This window comes from Agromyces selenitireducens (assembly GCF_052748465.2).
Genome location: NZ_CM188259.1, coordinates 1,686,006 through 1,705,693 on the forward strand (window position 1 = coordinate 1,686,006; position 19,688 = coordinate 1,705,693).

A 19,688-nucleotide genomic window follows, 5' to 3' on the forward strand; every position below is an offset into this window, starting at 1 on the left:
CATCCGCGCCCTCGCGCGCACGAACGGAAGACCACATGACGCGACACTTCCTCCGCGATGACGACATCACACCCGCCGAGCAGGTCGAGATCCTCCGCCTCGCCGAGCGACTGAAGGCCGACCGCTGGGCCGAGACGCCGCTCGCCGGACCGCAGACCGTCGCGGTCATCTTCGACAAGTCCTCGACGCGCACCCGCGTGTCGTTCGCGGTCGGCATCGCCGACCTGGGCGGATCGCCGCTGATCATCTCGACCGCGTCGAGCCAGCTGGGCGGCAAGGAGACCCCGTCCGACACGGCGCGCGTGCTCGAGCGGATGGTCTCCGCGATCGTCTGGCGCACGTACGCGCAGTCCGGCCTCGACGAGATGGCCGCCGGCACCACGGTGCCCGTCATCAACGCGCTCTCCGACGACTTCCACCCGTGCCAGCTGCTCGCCGACCTGCTCACCATCCGCGAGCACAAGGGCGAGCTCGCCGGGCTCACGGTGGCCTTCCTCGGCGACGGCGCCTCGAACATGGCGCAGTCGTACGTGCTCGCGGGCGCGACCGCCGGAATGCACGTGCGGGTCGCGTCGCCAGAGGAGTTCGCGCCCGCGGCATCCGTCGTCGCCGACGCCGACCGCATCGCAGTCGGGACCGGAGGCTCGGTGGCCCTGTACACCGACCCCGCCGAGGCCGTCGCCGGCGCCGACGTCGTGGTGACCGACACGTGGGTATCGATGGGCAAGGAGGACGAGAAGGCGCACCGCGTCGCGACGTTCGGGCGGTACCGGGTCGACGCCGAGCTCATGGCGCTCGCGAAGCCCGATGCCGCGTTCATGCACTGCCTTCCCGCCGACCGGGGGTACGAGGTCACGGCCGACGTCATCGACGGCCCGCAGTCGATCATCTGGGACGAGGCGGAGAACCGCCTGCATGCGCAGAAGGCGCTGCTCGTCTGGCTCTTGGCACGGAAGGACGCGTGAGCATGACCGACCAGCAGCACGGCACCAACGAGGGCTCGCTCTGGGGCGCCCGCTTCGCCGGCGGTCCGTCGCCCGAGCTCCAGCGCCTGTCGAAGTCGACCCACTTCGACTGGCAGCTCGCACCGTACGACCTCGCCGGGTCGCGCGCGCACGCGCGCGCCCTCGCCGCGGCCGGCTACCTCGAGCCCGGTGAGCTCGACCGCATGCTCACCGGTCTCGACGCACTCGAGGCGCGCGTGCGCTCGGGCGAACTCGCCTCCGCCGAGTCCGACGAGGACGTCCACGGCGCGCTCGAGGCCGCGCTGATCGCCGAGGTCGGCTCCGAGCTCGGCGGCAAGCTCCGTGCCGGACGCAGCCGCAACGACCAGATCGCCACGCTCGTTCGTCTCTACCTCAAGGACCACGCCGCGACCATCGGCCGGCAACTCGTGCACCTCATCGACGCGCTCTCCGCGCAGGCCGACGACCACCGCGCCGCGATCATGCCCGGCCGCACCCACCTGCAGCACGCGCAACCCGTGCTGCTCGCCCACCACCTCCTCGCGCACGCATGGGCGCTCTCACGCGACCTCGAGCGCCTCGTCGACTGGCTGAAGCGCGCCGACGTGTCGCCCTACGGCGGGGGAGCGCTCGCCGGGTCCACGCTCGGGCTCGACGCGGCATCCGTCGCCCGCGACCTCGGGCTCGCGGCACCCGCGGAGAACTCGATCGACGGCACCGCGAGCCGCGACGTCGTCGCCGAGTTCGCATTCGTCGCCGCGATGATCGGCATCGACCTCTCCCGCATCTCGGAGGAGGTCATCCTCTGGAACACGCGCGAGTTCGGCTTCGTCACGCTCGATGACGCCTACTCGACGGGGTCGTCGATCATGCCGCAGAAGAAGAACCCCGACATCGCCGAGCTCGCGCGCGGCAAGTCGGGCCGGCTCATCGGCAACCTCACGGGCCTCCTCGCGACGCTCAAGGCGCTGCCGCTCGCGTACAACCGCGACCTGCAGGAGGACAAGGAGCCCGTCTTCGACTCCGTCGAGACGCTCGAGGTGCTGCTGCCCGCGTTCACGGGCATGATCGAGACGCTGACGTTCCACACCGACCGCATGGCAGAGCTCGCGCCGGCCGGGTTCTCCCTGGCGACGGACGTCGCGGAGTGGCTCGTGAAGCGGCGCGTGCCCTTCCGCGACGCGCACGAGATCACGGGGGCGCTCGTCCGCCACGCCGAGGAGCACTCGCTCGAGTTGCACGAGGTGGACGATGCGGCGCTCGCCGCGATCTCGCCGCACCTCACCCCCGAGGTGCGCGAGGTGCTCACCATCGAGGGTTCGGTGGCGAGCCGCGACGGCATCGGCGGCACGGCGCCCGACCGCGTCGACGCGCAGTTCGCGGCGCTCGCCGACCGCGTCCGCCACCTCGTGCCGTCGCTGCCCGGAGGCGACGACTGACCGTGCCGGGTGAACGGGTGGGCTCGGGCGAGCGGATGCCGCCGACGCAGCGCGTCGGCGATCTCGTGCGACCCGACCGTGCCTGGTTCGCGCGTGATTCCGTCGAGCTCGCGCCCTGGTTGCTCGGCGCGGTGCTCGTGCACGACACCGACGAGGGGCGCGTCGCAGTGCGCCTCTCCGAGGTCGAGGCGTACCGGGGCGTCGGGGAGGACCCGGGTTCGCACGCGTTCCGCGGCATGACGGCGCGGAACGCGGTGATGTTCGGCGAGGGCGGGCACCTGTACGCGTACTTCACGTACGGCATGCACGTGTGCATCAACATCGTCGCCGGGTGGGAGGGGCGTTCCGCGGGCGTGCTCCTGCGCGGCGGCGTGGTGGTCGAGGGTGCGGAGCTCGCCCGGTCGCGTCGGCCCCGTTCGTCGGATCGTGATCTCGCGCGCGGGCCGGCGCGGCTCGCTCGGGCGCTCGGCGTACCGCTGACCCGGAACGGCGCCGACCTGCTCTCCGCGCCGTTCGACCTGCGCGTCCCGCCGACGCCGGTCCCGCACCACACCGGGCCGCGCACCGGGATCAGCGGACCCGGGGGAGCGGCCGACTACCCATGGCGCTTCTGGTTGCCCGGCGATCCGGGCGTCTCGGTGTACCGCCGGCATCCGCGGTCGCACTGATCGGCGCGAGGGAACGACACGGCGCGACCTGCTCGTGCGGCGGGCCCCGGCCTCACCGGATCGCGGCGTGCACCGCGAGTGCGGCCGCACATGCCCAGATGAGGCTCGCGAACGTGCCGATGATGAACCGCTCGCGCGCCTCGGGCGCCTCGAGCTCGGTGAACCGGCCGACGCCCTTGACCGCCACGACGATCGCGAGGCCCTCCGGGAAGCCGGCGATGATCGAGCCCGCTGCGCCGAGACGCTCGAGCACGCCGATCGTGAGGCCGCCGCGCAGCACCTCGCGCCGTACTGCCGCGACACCGGGCGCGCGCGGCTCGTCCGGACGAACGGTGACGAGGATGCCGCCGTGCGCACCCGGCGGAGCGCTCGTGCCCATCGCGAGGTGCAGGGCCGTCGCCGCGGCGGGACTCCCGCCGAAGACCGCGACCACCGCGCCCAGCAGCGCGATCAGGGGAGCGGCGACGGCGGGGACCGGGTCCGGGATCGTCGAGGCCGCCACGATCGCCACGACGACGGTTCCCGCCGCCGGCCACAGGTGGATCGGGCGCGGACGCAGGTATGCGAGCACCGACAGCACGGCGGCCGCCGCGAGCGATCCGACGATCACCGCCCAGCCCAGGGCCGACATCGCCTCGACGAGGTTCACGGGTCCTCCTTCTGCGGCGTCCGGGGTCGGGTCCGGCTGGTCGTCGGCCGCGCGACGAGCCTAGCGACCGGCTCCGTCATCGGAGCGGTCTCGACCGGGAGCGTCGCCGCCTGCGGGATCGCCGGTCGGGATCCGGCCGGCGACGTCGAGTTCGCCGAGCAGGCGGATGAGCGCAGGGGCGGCGTCGCCGTCGGCGTTCCACTGCGCCGCACGGAGTCGTTGGCTGACCGCCGCGTCGGAGATGCCGAGGATGCGCGCGGCGTCCTTCTGCGTGCGACCGTCGCGCACGAGGTCGACGGCCTCCCAGCCGTGCGGGGTGCGGCGATCGCGGAGGAGGAGAAGCAGCCGTACGAGCGACTCGACGTGCGCGGGCTCCAGCGTGCCGTGGTCGCCCTCGGCGGCCCGCAGTGCGAACCGCGCGTCGGCACGCTTGGCGGCCTCGACGGCGTCGCGCGCGGCGACGAACGCGGGGCCCGCCGCCTTGCGCACGGCGTCGGGAAGCGGTTCGCGCACGTCGCCGACGCCCAGCCCGATGCTCCAGCGCCCCGCACGGTGCAGCGCGAGCACGAGGTCGAGTGCGGTGGCGGGGTCGGCGGTGATGGCCTGGACCTCGTCGCCCGCGGTCTGGTCGACCGGGAGCGCCAGTCGGTCGCCGAATCCCGCTTGCAGCTCATGCCGCATGGAATCGGATCGATCGATGTCGGCGCGGCTGCCGATCTGGTCGGCGGTGATGACGTACATCTCGCACCTCCTCCGATGAAGGTACCAGACTTCAGCGAGAGTGATCAAGGTTCAAACCTTTATTCACTTGAATGAAGCTTTGGGGCTTCAGCGCTCACATGCCCGGCGCGCTGCTAGCCTTGCTGTCGTGTCCGACCCCGCCATCCTCGCCACGCAGCAGAACGACCCGACGTTCGAGGACGTGTGGGAAGAGCTCCGCTGGCGCGGGCTCGTGCACGTCTCGACCGACGAGGCCACCCTGAAGCAACTGCTGGCCGGCGACCCGATCACCTACTACTGCGGGTTCGACCCGACCGCGCCGAGCCTTCACCTGGGCAACCTCGTGCAGATCCTGACGCTGCGGCGGATCCAGCTCGCCGGCCACAAGCCGCTCGGTCTCGTCGGCGGATCGACCGGGCTCATCGGCGACCCGCGCCCCACGGCCGAGCGCACCCTCAACACGAAGGAGACCGTGGCCGAGTGGGTCGAGCGGCTCCGAGCGCAGGTCAGCCGCTTCCTGTCGGCCGAGGGCGACAACGCGGTCCGCATGGTCAACAATCTCGACTGGACCGCCGACCTCTCCGCGATCGACTTCCTCCGCGACATCGGAAAGCACTACCGTGTCGGCACGATGCTCAAGAAGGACGCGGTGGCATCCCGCCTCAACTCCGAGGCCGGCATCAGCTACACCGAGTTCAGCTACCAGATCCTGCAGGGGTTCGACTTCCTGGAGCTGTACCGCCAGTACGGGTGCGTGCTCCAGACCGGCGGCAGCGACCAGTGGGGCAACCTCACGAGCGGCACCGACCTCATCCACCGGGTCGAGGGCCGGCACGTGCACGCGATCGGCACGCCCCTGATCACGAACTCCGACGGCACCAAGTTCGGAAAGAGCGAGGGCAACGCGATCTGGCTCGACGCCGAGATGTGCAGCCCGTACCGCTTCTACCAGTTCTGGCTCAACACCGACGACGCCGACGTGGTCTCGCGGCTCAAGGTGTTCACGTTCCTCCCACGCGAGCGCATCGACGAGCTCGCCGAGAAGGTCGCGACCGAGCCGTTCCGCCGCGAGGCGCAGAAGGTGCTCGCGAACGAGGTGACCACGCTCGTGCACGGGGCGGAAGCCACCGACGCCGTGGTGGCGGCCTCGCAGGCGCTGTTCGGCCAGGGTGACCTCGCGACGCTCGATCGGGGCACCCTCGAGGCTGCGCTCCGCGAGCTGCCGCACACCGAGGCCGAACCCGGCGCCCCGGTGGCGCAGCTGCTCCTCGACACCGGGCTCGTCTCGAGCCTCAGCGAGGGCCGCCGCGCGATCGCCCAGGGGGGCGTCTCGATCGACAACGTGCGCATCGACGACGAGGCGGCGACCATATCCGACCGCGTGACGCCGGGTGGCATGGCGGTGCTGCGACGTGGCAAGAAGACCCTCGCGGGCGTCTTCGTCCGGTAGGTCGCCATGACGCGAGGAGCCGCCGACCGCCTCCTCGCACGCGTGTGGGCCGAGCTCGGGCGCGAGCCCGCCGAGCTCGAGCTCCTCGCGCCGCTCCCGACCGCCCCGCTGCCGGCTCGGCTCGACGCGTCCGCGCTCGCCGTGGCATCCGTCGCCGCAGCGAGCCTTGCGGGGTGGGCGGCCTCGGCGGGCCGTCGCTCGATCCGGCTCGACGGCGACCGCATCGCCAACGCGTTCCAGAGCGAGCGCGTGGCCCGCTTCGCCGGCGAGGCACCCGACGTGTGGTCGCCGCTCTCGGGCTTCCGGCGCGCGCGAGACGGCTGGGTCCGCACGCACGGCAACTACCCGCACCATGCGGCGGCCCTCCGCCGGGTGCTCGGGCTGTCGGCGACGGATGCCGCGGTGCCGGCGCTGGTCGACGACGCCGTGGCGCGCCGGCCGGCCGTCGGCCTCACGGCCGAGGTGACCGCGGCGGGCGGCATGTGCGTCGTCGTCGCGCCGGAGGAGCCCGCCGTCGACGCGCGACTCGCGGGCACCCCGCTGATCGGGGTGTCGCGGCTGCGGGATGCCGGGCCCGTGCGAAGCGACGCCGGCCGCAGGAACGCCGGGCACCCGCTCGCCGGGGTCCGTGTGCTCGACCTCACGAGGGTGATCGCGGGGCCGGTCGCGACGCGCACGCTCGCGCTGCTCGGTGCGGACGTGCTGCGCGTCGATCCGCCTGAGCCCGCGGAGCTCGGCTGGCAGCACCTCGAGGGCGGGCCGGGCAAGCGCACCGCCATCGTCGACGCGCGCACCCCCGACGGGACGGCGGTGCTGGACGGGCTCATCGCGGATGCGGACGTGGTCGTGCTCGGCTACCGCCCGTCCTCGCTCGCTCGCATCGGGCTCGATCCCGCCCGTCTGGCCGGGCGGCATCCCGGAGTCGTCATCGCGCAACTGTCGGCCTGGGGGTTCGAGGGAACGGCGGCCGAGCGCGGCGGGTTCGACAGCCTCGTGCAGGCTGCGAGCGGGATCGCCGTCACCGAGGGGGAGCGCGGCGCACCGGGTGCTCTGCCCGCGCAGGCGCTCGACCACGCCAGCGGGTACCTGCTCGCCGCCGCGGTCTGCACGCTGCTCGACCGGCGCTCGGTCGAGGGCGGAACGTGGCTGGCACGGATGTCGCTGCGCCGCACGGCCGCGGAACTGCTGAGCATGCCTCGCACCGCCGTACCGACGCCGGAGCGGACGCTCGACGACGACGCACGCGCGAGGCACTCGATCGACATCGCGGGACCCGCCGGCGCGCAACGGATCGCGCTGCCCGCGATCGCCGCTCCGACGGGTCCGCTGACGTGGGCCGAGCCTCCGCATCCGTGGGGCTCGGATGCGCCCGGATGGGCGGAATGACGGGCGACACGCCCGGGATGCAGGCCCGAGTTGCGGGAGGTCCGGCATGTACGTAAAGTATTCATTCGTTGCCCCACAGGAGCGAGAGAAGCGAGAGAGCTTCTCCTCCTCAAGTGGCACGACAATCCCGAACCTGATGACGACTCGATCGTCCGGGTTCGAAGCGTCCGGAACGGTCCCTCGAGGATCACCGGGTGAAGAACGAAACAGCTCCGGCTGATCGGTTCGCTTCGAGCGGCCGTGGCTCGGGTGCGTCCGTTCCTTGAGAACTCAACAGCGTGCACTATGTTCAATGCCAATTTTTTGAACCCCGGCCTCGTCTTCGGATGGGGTGGGTGATTTCTTTGATTGATGGACAATTTGATTTTCGAGTCAGTTGTTTCTCTGTCAGTGATTGAACTTCCTGGCGCTCTTTGGGGTGTTGGGGACCATTTTTTTTGGAGAGTTTGATCCTGGCTCAGGACGAACGCTGGCGGCGTGCTTAACACATGCAAGTCGAACGATGAAGCCCAGCTTGCTGGGTGGATTAGTGGCGAACGGGTGAGTAACACGTGAGTAACCTGCCCTGGACTCTGGGATAACCCCGAGAAATCGGAGCTAATACCGGATAGGACCTTTCCCCGCATGGGGTTTGGTGGAAAGTTTTTCGGTTTGGGATGGACTCGCGGCCTATCAGCTTGTTGGTGAGGTAATGGCTCACCAAGGCGTCGACGGGTAGCCGGCCTGAGAGGGTGACCGGCCACACTGGGACTGAGACACGGCCCAGACTCCTACGGGAGGCAGCAGTGGGGAATATTGCACAATGGGCGCAAGCCTGATGCAGCAACGCCGCGTGCGGGATGACGGCCTTCGGGTTGTAAACCGCTTTTAGTAGGGAAGAAGGGCTTCGGCTTGACGGTACCTGCAGAAAAAGGACCGGCTAACTACGTGCCAGCAGCCGCGGTAATACGTAGGGTCCGAGCGTTGTCCGGAATTATTGGGCGTAAAGAGCTCGTAGGCGGTTTGTCGCGTCTGCTGTGAAAACTAGAGGCTCAACCTCTAGCCTGCAGTGGGTACGGGCAGACTTGAGTGGTGTAGGGGAGACTGGAATTCCTGGTGTAGCGGTGGAATGCGCAGATATCAGGAGGAACACCGATGGCGAAGGCAGGTCTCTGGGCACTTACTGACGCTGAGGAGCGAAAGCGTGGGGAGCGAACAGGATTAGATACCCTGGTAGTCCACGCCGTAAACGTTGGGCGCTAGATGTGGGGACCTTTCCACGGTTTCCGTGTCGTAGCTAACGCATTAAGCGCCCCGCCTGGGGAGTACGGCCGCAAGGCTAAAACTCAAAGGAATTGACGGGGGCCCGCACAAGCGGCGGAGCATGCGGATTAATTCGATGCAACGCGAAGAACCTTACCAAGGCTTGACATATACGAGAACGCCGCAGAAATGTGGAACTCTTTGGACACTCGTATACAGGTGGTGCATGGTTGTCGTCAGCTCGTGTCGTGAGATGTTGGGTTAAGTCCCGCAACGAGCGCAACCCTCGTCGCATGTTGCCAGCACGTTATGGTGGGGACTCATGTGAGACTGCCGGGGTCAACTCGGAGGAAGGTGGGGATGACGTCAAATCATCATGCCCCTTATGTCTTGGGCTTCACGCATGCTACAATGGCCGGTACAAAGGGCTGCGATGTCGTAAGGCGGAGCGAATCCCAAAAAGCCGGTCTCAGTTCGGATTGAGGTCTGCAACTCGACCTCATGAAGTCGGAGTCGCTAGTAATCGCAGATCAGCAACGCTGCGGTGAATACGTTCCCGGGCCTTGTACACACCGCCCGTCAAGTCATGAAAGTCGGTAACACCCGAAGCCGGTGGCCTAACCCTTGTGGAGGGAGCCGTCGAAGGTGGGATCGGTGATTAGGACTAAGTCGTAACAAGGTAGCCGTACCGGAAGGTGCGGCTGGATCACCTCCTTTCTAAGGAGCATCTGGCACTCTTCGGGGTGTCCAGGCATGCCAGATCAGCGGCGTTCGTTCGCTGCTGGCAGCTCATGGGTGGAACATTGACATAGGCATCAGCTGAGTCGTCCTGGTTTCAGTACGCCGGCCCTTCGGGGTGGGTTGGAACGGATCGGGTCGAGGGGGTTGGTGCGTGCACGCTGTTGGGTCCTGAGGGGCCGGACGATCCTCGCGCTTTCGGGTGCGGGGTGATGGTCTCTTCAGACCTTCGCCGATGTTGACCTGTGGGTCTTCGGGGGTGGGGGTTCTGACCGTCTGTTGAGAACTACATAGTGGACGCGAGCATCTTAGATTCAGGACGTCATGTCCTGGGTCACAAAAGGTGAGTCGCCAGGTTGCATCCTTCGGGGTGTGGTTTGGCGTATTCACTGGTCAATTTCTCATCCGGGCCTTCGGGTTCGGGTGTGCGATTCGATAACTCATGTGATTTTCAAGTTTCTAAGAGCAAACGGTGGATGCCTTGGCATCTGGAGCCGAAGAAGGACGTCGTAATCTGCGATAAGCCTCGGGGAGCTGATAAACGAGCTGTGATCCGAGGATTTCCGAATGGGGAAACCCCGCCAGGCCCTCAGGGTGACCTGGTGACTCCCGCCTGAATGTATAGGGCGGGTAGAGGGAACGTGGGGAAGTGAAACATCTCAGTACCCACAGGAAGAGAAAACAACCGTGATTCCGTGAGTAGTGGCGAGCGAAAGCGGATGAGGCTAAACCGGTCATGTGTGATACCCGGCAGGGGTTGCATGGTCGGGGTTGTGGGACCTCTCGGGCTGTTCTGCCGGACAGCCGCGGTGACGCGTCAGGTATAGACGAACCGGATTGAAAGCCGGACCGGAGTGGGTGTGAGTCCCGTAGTCGAAATGCCTGGCCGGCCGGAGGGGGATCCCAAGTAGCACGGGGCCCGAGAAATCCCGTGTGAATCTGTCAGGACCACCTGATAAGCCTAAATACTCCCAGATGACCGATAGCGGACAAGTACCGTGAGGGAAAGGTGAAAAGTACCCCGGGAGGGGAGTGAAATAGTACCTGAAACCGTTTGCTTACAAACCGTTGGAGCCTCCTTGTTGGGGTGACAGCGTGCCTTTTGAAGAATGAGCCTGCGAGTTAGTGATCTGTGGCGAGGTTAACCCGTGTGGGGCAGCCGTAGCGAAAGCGAGTCTGAATAGGGCGATTCAGTCGCAGGTCCTAGACCCGAAGCGAAGTGATCTATCCATGGCCAGGTTGAAGCGACGGTAAGACGTCGTGGAGGACCGAACCCACTTAGGTTGAAAACTGAGGGGATGAGCTGTGGATAGGGGTGAAAGGCCAATCAAACTTCGTGATAGCTGGTTCTCTCCGAAATGCATTTAGGTGCAGCGTTGCGTGTTTCTTGCCGGAGGTAGAGCTACTGGATGGCCGATGGGCCTCAACAGGTTACTGACGTCAGCCAAACTCCGAATGCCGGTAAGTGAGAGCGCAGCAGTGAGACGGTGGGGGATAAGCTTCATCGTCGAGAGGGAAACAACCCAGACCACCAACTAAGGTCCCTAAGCGCGTGCTAAGTGGGAAAGGATGTGGAGTTGCACAGACAACCAGGAGGTTGGCTTAGAAGCAGCCACCCTTGAAAGAGTGCGTAATAGCTCACTGGTCAAGTGATTCCGCGCCGACAATGTAACGGGGCTCAAGCACGTCACCGAAGTTGTGGCATTGACGCGTATAGGCAGGCCTTCGTGGTCCAGCCGTGTTGATGGGTAGGAGAGCGTCGTGTGCTGGGTGAAGCGGCGGTGGAAACCAGCCGTGGACGGCACACGAGTGAGAATGCAGGCATGAGTAGCGAAAGACGGGTGAGAAACCCGTCCTCCGGAAGACCAAGGGTTCCAGGGTCAAGCTAATCTGCCCTGGGTAAGTCGGGACCTAAGGCGAGGCCGACAGGCGTAGTCGATGGACAACGGGTTGATATTCCCGTACCGGCGAAGAACCGCCCACACGAAGCCAGGAGTGCTAAGCATCCCAAGCCGTGACCGACCCTTCGGGGGACGTTGCGGGGCGGCATGCGACCCCATCTGGTGGAGTGAGCGTGATAACAGGTGTGACGCAGGAAGGTAGCCCAGCCCGGGCGATGGTTGTCCCGGGGCAAGCGTGTAGGCCGAGCGATAGGCAAATCCGTCGCTCATGCAGGCTGAGACGTGATGCGGATGAAAAGTGGGTGATCCTATGCTGCCGAGAAAAGCATCGACGCGAGGTTCCAGCCGCCCGTACCCCAAACCGACTCAGGTGGTCAGGTAGAGAATACCGAGGAGATCGAGAGAATCGTGGTTAAGGAACTCGGCAAAATGCCCCCGTAACTTCGGGAGAAGGGGGGCCGGATTCGTGAAGGGACTTGCTCCTGGAGCGTTGAAGGCCGCAGAGACCAGTGGGAAGCGACTGTTTACTAAAAACACAGGTCCGTGCCAAGTCGCAAGACGATGTATACGGACTGACGCCTGCCCGGTGCTGGAAGGTTAAGAGGACCGGTTAGCTCTTCGGAGCGAAGCTGAGAATTTAAGCCCCAGTAAACGGCGGTGGTAACTATAACCATCCTAAGGTAGCGAAATTCCTTGTCGGGTAAGTTCCGACCTGCACGAATGGCGTAACGACTTCCCAGCTGTCTCAACCGCGAACTCGGCGAAATTGCATTACGAGTAAAGATGCTCGTTACGCGCAGAAGGACGGAAAGACCCCGTGACCTTTACTACAGCTTGGTATTGGTGTTCGGTGTGGCTTGTGTAGGATAGGTGGGAGACTGTGAAGCGGGCACGCCAGTGTTCGTGGAGTCATTGTTGAAATACCACTCTGGTCACTCTGGATATCTAACTTCGAACCGTGATCCGGTTCAGGGACAGTGCCTGGTGGGTAGTTTAACTGGGGCGGTTGCCTCCCAAAGAGTAACGGAGGCGCCCAAAGGTTCCCTCAACCTGGTTGGCAATCAGGTGGCGAGTGTAAGTGCACAAGGGAGCTTGACTGCGAGACTGACAGGTCGAGCAGGGACGAAAGTCGGGACTAGTGATCCGGCAGTGGCTTGTGGAAGCGCTGTCGCTCAACGGATAAAAGGTACCTCGGGGATAACAGGCTGATCTTGCCCAAGAGTCCATATCGACGGCATGGTTTGGCACCTCGATGTCGGCTCGTCGCATCCTGGGGCTGGAGTAGGTCCCAAGGGTTGGGCTGTTCGCCCATTAAAGCGGTACGCGAGCTGGGTTTAGAACGTCGTGAGACAGTTCGGTCCCTATCCTCTGCGCGCGCAGGAAATTTGAGAGGATCTGACCCTAGTACGAGAGGACCGGGTTGGACGAACCTCTGGTGTGCCAGTTGTTCCGCCAGGAGCACCGCTGGTTAGCTACGTTCGGGATGGATAACCGCTGAAAGCATCTAAGCGGGAAGCCGGCCTCAAGATGAGATTTCCATCCCCTTCGGGGGGAGAGGCTCCCAGCCAGACGACTGGGTTGATAGGCCAGATGTGGAAGCACCGCAAGGTGTGCAGCTGACTGGTACTAATACGCCGATAACTTGACAATCACTACACACACTCTGTTGTAAGGCTGGAGTGCGTGGCCTGATGACTCGCGTCCACTCTGTGGTTCCCAGCAGACGGGAAAACACACACAATCACACAGTGATACACGCCCCGACCCACCCGGTCGGGGCCCACCGAGACCACCACCACACCCCCGCGCGGGTGTGCTGGTCCTAGAGTTTCGGCGGCCATAGCGCGAGGGAAACGCCCGGACACATTCCGAACCCGGAAGCTAAGACTCGCAGCGCCGATGGTACTGCAGGGGCGACCCTGTGGGAGAGTAGGACACCGCCGGACATTCATTGAGGAGTGGCCACCCACAGCGTTCAATTGCGAGCGCTGGCGGGTGGCCATTCTTCGTTTAAGGTGCCGGCCCAGGGGTCGGCAGTACGGTTGAGTCCACGACGGCTCCCCATACGACAGGAAGATTCGTGAGCGATTCGACGCAGCACGGCCCGGGCGAGGAGCGCCCCGGCGCTGACCGACGACCGCGAGGAGCCGGCGGAGAACCGCCTCGACGCGACGACCGCGGGAACTCGCGGAACGCACGCGGTGATCGCGGGGATGATCGCCGGCCGCGCAAGGACGGTGATCGCCCGTACCGTCCTCGCCAGGACGGCGGTGAGCGGAAGTCGTACGGTTCGCGTCCTGCGCGCGATGGCGAGCGCAAGCCCTACGGGCGTCCCGACGGTGAGCGGAAGTCGTACGGTTCGCGTCCTGCGCGCGATGGCGAGCGCAAGCCCTACGGGCGTCCCGACGGTGAGCGGAAGTCGTACGGTTCGCGTCCTGCGCGCGATGGCGAGCGCAAGCCCTACGGGCGTCCCGATCGTGCCGACGAGCGCAAGCCCTATGGGCGTCCCGACGGTGAGCGCAAGCCATACGGCTCGCGCCCTGCTCGGGATGGCGAGCGCAAGCCCTACGGTCGTCCCGATCGTGCCGGTGAGCGGAAGCCGCATCAGGGTGGGGCTCGCACCGGCGACCACCGGAGCGCCGGCCGGGTCGCCGGGCGCCCCGCCGAACGGCGTCCGCGAGAGGACGCCGGTCGTCGTCCCGGGGCGCACGGCGCAGCGGAACTCCAGGTTCGACCCAGGCACGATGATCCGGAGATCCCCGAGCGGATCGAGCCGAAGGACCTCGACCGCAGCGCCCGAGCCGAGCTGAAGACCCTGACCAAGGAGAACGCGGACTGGGTCGCACGTCACCTCGTGGCCGCGGCCGAGGCGCTCGAGGACGACCCGGCGCTCGCGCACCGGCACGCGCTCTCGGCGTCCCGCCGCGCAGGCCGCATCGGCGTCGTACGGGAGACCCTCGCGATCACCGCGTACGCGACCGGCGACTTCGCCCTCGCGCTGCGCGAGCTCCGCACGTTCCGCCGGATCTCCGGCAGCGACGAGCAGCTTCCGCTGATGGTCGACAGCGAACGCGGCGTCGGTCGTCCGGACCGTGCGCTCGAGCTCGGGCGATCCGTCGATCGTTCGACGCTGCCGGCATCCGTGCAGGTCGCGCTCGCGATCGCGATGTCGGGTGCCCGGCTCGACCTCGACCAGCCCGACCTGGCGCTGGCCGAGCTCGAGATCCCGCAACTCGACCCCGATCGCGCCTTCTCGTACAGCCCGGCGCTCTTCTCCGCCTACGCGGAGGTGCTCGAGCAACTCGGCCGCTCGGAGGAGTCCGCATCGTGGCGCGAGCGCGCGCAGCGAGCCGAGGCCGCTCTGGCCGGCGACGGGTTCGACCTGGTCGAGGTGTACGACTTCCAGGGCGACGAGCCGGCGGATGCCGACGGTGCCGCGAAGCCCGTGGTCGCGGCATCCGCGGCCGGCCGGTCCACCGCAGACCCCGACCTGCCGGAGTCCGCGGCCCCCGACCTGCCGGAATCCGCGCAGCACGATCCGGCCGAGGGCGAGTCGAGCGATCCGGCCGACGCGATGGAGCCCGAGGTGGCGGCGATCCTCGCCGAGACCGCCGACCCGGACACGAGCGTCGCCGAGGACGACGACACGGAGACCGAGCGCGGATGAGCCCGTTGTTCGGTCGCCGCGATGCCGGCGCCACGCCGCTCGACGGCATCGATGCCGTGTTCGCCGACCTCGACGGCGTGGTCTACGCAGGACCGCACGCACTCCCGCACGCCGTCGAGAGCCTCAACCGCGTCGCCGACCACCTTCCCGTCGGCTACATCACGAACAACGCCTCGCGCAGCGACGAGCAGGTGGCGGGGCACCTCGCCTCCCTCGGGCTGCGCGTGACCGCGCACGACGTGGTGACCTCGCCGCAGGCGGCGATGCGGCTGCTCGCGGCATCCGTCGACCCCGGCTCGCTCGTGCTCGTCGTGGGCGGGGACGGGATCGTCACCGAGCTCGAGCGCGGCGGCTACCGGGTCACGCGGTCGGCCGACGACGCGCCCGACGCGGTCATGCAGGGCTTCCACCCGGACGTGGGATGGCGCGAGCTCGCGGAGGCGGCGTTCGCGCTCAACGCGCACGGCGGTCCGGGTGAGCCGGGAGGCATCCCGTGGATCGCCACGAACATGGACTGGACGATCCCCGTCGAGCGAGGCATCGCTCCCGGCAACGGCACGCTCGTGTCCGCAGTGCACACCGCGGCCGGACGGTTCCCCGAGGTCGCGGGCAAGCCCGAGACCCCGATCTTCGACGTCGCACGCGACCGTTTCGGCGCGACGACCCCGCTGATGCTCGGCGACCGGCTGGACACCGACATCCGCGGGGCGAACCGCGCGGGCATCGCATCGGTCGTCGTGCTCACCGGGATCGACAGGGCGAAGCAGGTGCTGGCGGCCGATGCCGCGAGTCGTCCGGACTTCATCCTCGGCGACCTGCGCGGGCTGCACGAGCCGTATCCGGAGGTCGAGCGACGGCGCGGCGCGGTGCGGGTCGGGCGCGCCTCCGTACGCGTCGACGGGCGGAACGTCGTGATCGAGCGGGACGGCGACGACGCGCTCGACCTGCTGCGCGCCGCCTGCCTGGCGATCTGGGAGTGCGGCACGGCGATCCACGCGCTCGAGGTGCCTGAGCGGCTGTACCGCTGAGCCGACCGCCCGGTCGATCCGTGTCGGCCGCGGTGGTGTCGGTGGAGCCGGGTACCGTTGAGTGCGTGAGCACTGGAGATCTGGACCCAGACGAGGTCGGCGCGCCCGGGCCCGACACGGCGGCATCCACGGCCGATGCGCTCGTCGACATCGAGACGGCGCCGCTCGAGGAGCGCGCGGCCCGCTACGACGTGCTCGCCGATCGGCTCCGTGCCGAACTCGAGCGGTCCGACCCCGCTCGCGCCTCGGGCTGACCCGTGAGCGGAGAGCGGCTCGACGCCGCGCTGGCGGCACGCGGACTCGCGCGATCGCGCACGCACGCGGCGTCCCTCATCGCCGACGGCGTCGTCACCGTCGATGGCCGTCCCGTGACCAAGGCGTCGTACCGGGTGGCCGACGACGCGGTGCTCGAGGTCGCGGCATCCGACCACTACGTCAGCCGAGCGGCGCACAAGCTCATCGCCGCACTCGACGCGTTCGACGTCGATCCCGCGGACCGCGTCGTGCTCGATGCGGGGGCGTCGACGGGCGGGTTCAGCCAGGTGCTGCTCGAGCGGGGCGCGGGGACCGTGCTGGCGATCGACGTGGGGCACGGGCAGCTCGCGGCGCAGCTCTCGGGGGCGCCCGGGCTCGTGCTCGTCGAGGGGTGCAACGTGCGACACCTCGACGCGCCCGAGCTCGCTCGGCTCACGGGAGTCGACGAGCGGCCGACACTCGTCGTCGCCGACCTGTCGTTCATCTCGCTCACGACCGTGCTGCCGGCCTTGCGGGAGACCGCCGCCGACGACGCCGAGTTCGTGCTGCTCGTGAAGCCGCAGTTCGAGGTGGGCCGGAGCAACACCCGCGAGGGCGTGGTCCGCGATCCGGCCGCGCGCGAAGACGCCGTGATGCACGTGCTCTGGGCCGGTCACGACCTCGGGCTTCGGACCGCGGGCGTGCGGTCCTCCCCAATCCTCGGAACGCACGGGAATCGCGAGGTCCTCGTGCTGCTCAGCCCGTCGCGGGGCGCCGATCCGTCAGAATGGTCGGGTCGGGTCCGAGAAGCGACGGGAGGCGTCACGGCGTGAGCGATGCACGGCATTTCCTCGTGGTGTCGCACACGGGTCGGCAGTCCGCCCTCGAGGCGACGGCCGACGTGTGCGGGCAGCTGGTCGCCGCGGGCGCCGTCCCGGTGATCGCGGCCGAACAGTGGCACGACGTCCTCGCCCACCTGCCGGAGCTCGAGGGGGTCGTCCGCCGGCTCGAGGAGGTGTCGCCCAAGCACCTCGAGCTCGTCATCGTGCTCGGCGGCGACGGCACGATCCTGCGCGCCGCCGAGCTCACGCGCGAGCATCCCGTCCCGCTGCTCGGCGTCAACCTGGGTCACGTCGGCTTCCTCGCCGAGAGCGAACGCGACGACCTCGGCTACACCGTCGGGCGCGCCGTCGCGCGCGACTACACCGTCGAGGAACGCATGACGCTCTCCGTGCGCGCGAAGGTCGGCGACGACGTCGTGTACGAGAGCTGGGCGCTCAACGAGGCCACCGTCGAGAAGGCCGAGCGCGAACGCATGCTCGAGGTCGTGATCGAGGTCGACCGGCGTCCGCTGTCGTCGTTCGGATGCGACGGGGTCGTCATGTCGACGCCCACGGGCTCGACGGCGTACTCGTTCTCCGCGGGCGGGCCGGTCGTCTGGCCGGCGGTCGAAGCGCTCCTGCTCGTCCCGCTCAGCGCCCACGCCCTCTTCGCGCGCCCCTTGGTCGTCGGGCCCGAGTCGTCGCTCGCGGTCGAGGTGCTCGAGCGCACCGAGGCCTCGGCGGTCATCTGGTGCGACGGGCGGCGCATGTTCGAGCTCCCGCCGGGTGCACGCGTGATCGTGCGCCGGTCACCCGTGCCCGTGCGCCTGGCGCGGCTGCACCAGGCGCCGTTCACCGACCGGCTGGTGAACAAGTTCCAGCTGCCCGTCACGGGATGGAAGGGGCCGGTCGCAGGTGATTGAGGAACTCGGAATCCGCGACCTCGGCGTGATCGCCGAGGCGACGCTGCCGCTCGGTCCCGGTTTCACCGCCGTGACGGGCGAGACCGGCGCGGGCAAGACCATGGTCGTCACCGCACTCGGCCTCCTCCTCGGAGCGCGGGCGGATGCCGCGTCGGTGCGCGCCGGCGCGAAGCAGGCGTGGGTCGAGGGTCGATGGCTGCTCGACGACGTCGAGCCCGTCGCCGAGCGCGTCGCCGACGCCGGCGGCGACCTCGACGGCGGCGAGCTGCTGCTCGGCCGTTCGGTCTCCGCCGAGGGGCGGAGCCGGGCCATCGTCGGCGGGCGGACCGCTCCCGTCGGGGTGCTCGCCGATCTCGCCGACCACCTCGTGGTCGTCCACGGGCAGGCCGACCAGCAGCGTCTCCGCTCGACGACGGCGCAGCGCGAGGCGCTCGACCGGTTCGCCGGCGCGGGCCTCGCCACCACGATCGAGGAATACCGGGCCGCCTATCGCTCGTGGCGCTCCGAGGCGGACGAGCTGGGCCGGCTGCGCGAACAGCACGACGCGCGCGCCCGCGAGGCCGAGGAACTCCGCGCGGCGCTCGACGAGGTCGAGGCGGCCGACCCGCAGCCCGGCGAGGACGCCGCGCTGGCCGAGCGGGCCGACCGGCTCACGAACCTCGAGGACCTCCGGGTGGCCGCGGCGCAGGCGCGCGAGCTGATCTCGGCCGAGGCGCCGGCCGACGACACGCCCGATGCGGTGACGCTCGTCGAGGCCGCCCGCCGTCACGTCGATCGCGTCGTCGCGCACGACCCCGCGCTCGCGCCGATCGCCGAAGCCGTCGCGGGCGCCGGGTTCGCCCTCGCGGATGCCGCAGCCGAGCTGTCGGGGTACCTCGCCGGCCTGGACGCCGACGGCGCGGCCGAACTCGAGACCGTGCAGGAGCGTCGGGCCGTGCTCGCGGCACTCATGCGGCGGCACGGATCCCTCGAGGAGGTGCTCGCATTCCGTCACGACGGCGGGCTGCGACTCGTCGAGCTCGACGGCGACGACGATCGCATCGTCGAGCTCGAGGAGTCCGTGGAGCGTCGTGCCGCCGAGGTCGCCGAGCTGGCCGATCGGGTGAGCGGGCTGCGGGCGTCGGCGGCCGAGCGGCTCGCCGCCGCCGTGACCGGCGAACTCTCCGCGCTCGCGATGCCCGACGCCGAGCTCACCGTCGCCGTCGAGCGCGCGCCCGAGCCCGGACCGAACGGGCAGGACCAGGTCGCGATCCTGCTCCGGCCGCACCCGGGCGCCGAGCCGCGTCCGGTGTCGAAGGGCGCCTCGGGAGGCGAGCTCTCGCGGGTCATGCTCGCGATCGAGGTCGTCATCGCCGCAGCCGACCCCGTACCCACGTTCGTGTTCGACGAGGTCGACGCGGGCGTCGGCGGGGCCGCCGCGATCGAGATCGGGCGACGATTGGCCCGGCTCGCCGAGCGTGCACAGGTCATCGTGGTCACCCATCTCGCGCAGGTCGCGGCGTTCGCCACGAACCACCTGAGCGTGGTCAAGGGCACCGACGGGCGCGTCACCGCATCGAGCGTCCGGCAGCTGCAGGGGGTCGACCGCGAGGCGGAGATGGCGCGGCTGCTCTCGGGTCTCGCCGACTCCGAGAGCGGGCTCGCGCACGCGCGCGAGCTGCTCGACATCGCCGAGGCCACGGCGGCCTGAGGCGGTCGCAACGACTGCCGACACGCCCGGACGCGAGCGGGTGGCCGACATGCCCGCCGCATGTCGGGCCATTCCCAGCCTGGATTCGGATAGACTGCAAGCCCGTGGTGGAAGATCGCGGCGCAGACATTTCGAACGACACGACCAAGCACATCTTCGTGACCGGT

13 protein-coding genes and 3 rRNA genes are annotated in these 19,688 nt (G+C 68.3%); 14 read left to right on the forward strand and 2 right to left on the reverse strand.

Annotated features, from left to right (window positions below):
• Nucleotides 1-35 precede the first annotated feature (35 nt).
• Genes argF through ACULK4_RS07850 form a run of 3 tightly spaced genes read left to right on the forward strand, consistent with a single transcriptional unit; the run spans nt 36 to nt 3,072 of the window.
• On the forward strand, nt 36-965 hold the full coding sequence (gene argF / locus ACULK4_RS07840; protein WP_445965565.1) for an ornithine carbamoyltransferase: 930 nt from the start codon (nt 36-38) through the stop codon (nt 963-965).
• A gap of 2 nt (nt 966-967) precedes the next feature.
• Nucleotides 968-2,404, forward strand: coding sequence for an argininosuccinate lyase (argH, locus tag ACULK4_RS07845; protein ID WP_445965566.1), 1,437 nt, complete (start codon nt 968-970; stop codon nt 2,402-2,404).
• 35 nt (nt 2,405-2,439) lie between these two features.
• A complete protein-coding gene (locus ACULK4_RS07850; protein ID WP_445965588.1) occupies nt 2,440-3,072 on the forward strand; it encodes a DNA-3-methyladenine glycosylase in 633 nt (210 codons plus the stop codon).
• Nucleotides 3,073-3,124: 52 nt separating this feature from the next.
• Here the strand turns inward: ACULK4_RS07850 and ACULK4_RS07855 are convergent, their stop codons facing one another.
• Both ACULK4_RS07855 and ACULK4_RS07860 read right to left on the reverse strand, forming a co-directional pair.
• The gene (locus ACULK4_RS07855; protein ID WP_445965567.1) at nt 3,125-3,721 is read right to left on the reverse strand and encodes a hypothetical protein; all 597 of its coding nucleotides are present in this window, start codon (nt 3,719-3,721) and stop codon (nt 3,125-3,127) included.
• 60 nt (nt 3,722-3,781) lie between these two features.
• A complete protein-coding gene (locus ACULK4_RS07860; protein WP_445965568.1) occupies nt 3,782-4,462 on the reverse strand; it encodes a DNA-binding protein in 681 nt (226 codons plus the stop codon).
• Between the two features lie 127 nt (nt 4,463-4,589).
• Between ACULK4_RS07860 and tyrS the strand changes: the two genes are divergently transcribed.
• From tyrS to recN, 11 genes are all read left to right on the forward strand, one after another.
• Complete coding sequence (tyrS, locus tag ACULK4_RS07865) at nt 4,590-5,891, forward strand: tyrosine--tRNA ligase (protein WP_445965569.1); 1,302 nt, start codon at nt 4,590-4,592, stop codon at nt 5,889-5,891.
• 6 nt (nt 5,892-5,897) lie between these two features.
• Complete coding sequence (locus ACULK4_RS07870; protein WP_445965570.1) at nt 5,898-7,277, forward strand: CoA transferase; 1,380 nt, start codon at nt 5,898-5,900, stop codon at nt 7,275-7,277.
• 434 nt (nt 7,278-7,711) lie between these two features.
• A 16S ribosomal RNA gene (locus tag ACULK4_RS07875) occupies nt 7,712-9,236 on the forward strand.
• A 470-nt stretch (nt 9,237-9,706) separates the two neighbouring features.
• Nucleotides 9,707-12,808 (forward strand): 23S ribosomal RNA (locus ACULK4_RS07880).
• 179 nt (nt 12,809-12,987) lie between these two features.
• A 5S ribosomal RNA gene (gene rrf, locus ACULK4_RS07885) occupies nt 12,988-13,104 on the forward strand.
• Together the 16S, 23S and 5S rRNA genes form the textbook arrangement of a ribosomal RNA operon.
• A 134-nt stretch (nt 13,105-13,238) precedes the next feature.
• Nucleotides 13,239-14,825 (forward strand): primosomal protein, encoded by a 1,587-nt coding sequence (locus ACULK4_RS07890; protein ID WP_501043368.1) that lies wholly within the window; start codon nt 13,239-13,241, stop codon nt 14,823-14,825.
• Entirely contained in the window at nt 14,822-15,853 is a 1,032-nt protein-coding gene (locus ACULK4_RS07895; RefSeq protein WP_445966763.1) for an HAD-IIA family hydrolase, read from the forward strand. Before ACULK4_RS07890 ends, ACULK4_RS07895 begins: the two co-directional genes overlap by 4 nt.
• Before the next feature lie 65 nt (nt 15,854-15,918).
• A complete protein-coding gene (locus ACULK4_RS07900; RefSeq protein ID WP_445966762.1) occupies nt 15,919-16,107 on the forward strand; it encodes a hypothetical protein in 189 nt (62 codons plus the stop codon).
• A gap of 3 nt (nt 16,108-16,110) precedes the next feature.
• Entirely contained in the window at nt 16,111-16,920 is an 810-nt protein-coding gene (locus ACULK4_RS07905) for a TlyA family RNA methyltransferase (RefSeq protein ID WP_445966761.1), read from the forward strand.
• Complete coding sequence (locus ACULK4_RS07910) at nt 16,875-17,831, forward strand: NAD kinase (protein WP_445966760.1); 957 nt, start codon at nt 16,875-16,877, stop codon at nt 17,829-17,831. Before ACULK4_RS07905 ends, ACULK4_RS07910 begins: the two co-directional genes overlap by 46 nt.
• On the forward strand, nt 17,824-19,521 hold the full coding sequence (recN, locus tag ACULK4_RS07915; RefSeq protein ID WP_445966759.1) for a DNA repair protein RecN: 1,698 nt from the start codon (nt 17,824-17,826) through the stop codon (nt 19,519-19,521). The genes ACULK4_RS07910 and recN overlap by 8 nt, the downstream gene beginning before the upstream one ends.
• Nucleotides 19,522-19,688: the final 167 nt, after the last annotated feature.

What these genes read in the sequence shown, in the direction of transcription:
- argF (WP_445965565.1), top strand. Translation starts at nt 36, where the DNA reads ATGACGCGACACTTCCTCCGCGATGACGACATCACACCCGCCGAGCAG.
- argH (WP_445965566.1), top strand. Translation starts at nt 968, where the DNA reads ATGACCGACCAGCAGCACGGCACCAACGAGGGCTCGCTCTGGGGCGCC.
- ACULK4_RS07860 (WP_445965568.1), bottom strand. Translation starts at nt 4,462, where the DNA reads ATGTACGTCATCACCGCCGACCAGATCGGCAGCCGCGCCGACATCGAT.
- ACULK4_RS07850 (WP_445965588.1), top strand. Translation starts at nt 2,440, where the DNA reads ATGCCGCCGACGCAGCGCGTCGGCGATCTCGTGCGACCCGACCGTGCC.
- ACULK4_RS07895 (WP_445966763.1), top strand. Translation starts at nt 14,822, where the DNA reads ATGAGCCCGTTGTTCGGTCGCCGCGATGCCGGCGCCACGCCGCTCGAC.
- ACULK4_RS07870 (WP_445965570.1), top strand. Translation starts at nt 5,898, where the DNA reads ATGACGCGAGGAGCCGCCGACCGCCTCCTCGCACGCGTGTGGGCCGAG.
- ACULK4_RS07910 (WP_445966760.1), top strand. Translation starts at nt 16,875, where the DNA reads ATGGTCGGGTCGGGTCCGAGAAGCGACGGGAGGCGTCACGGCGTGAGC.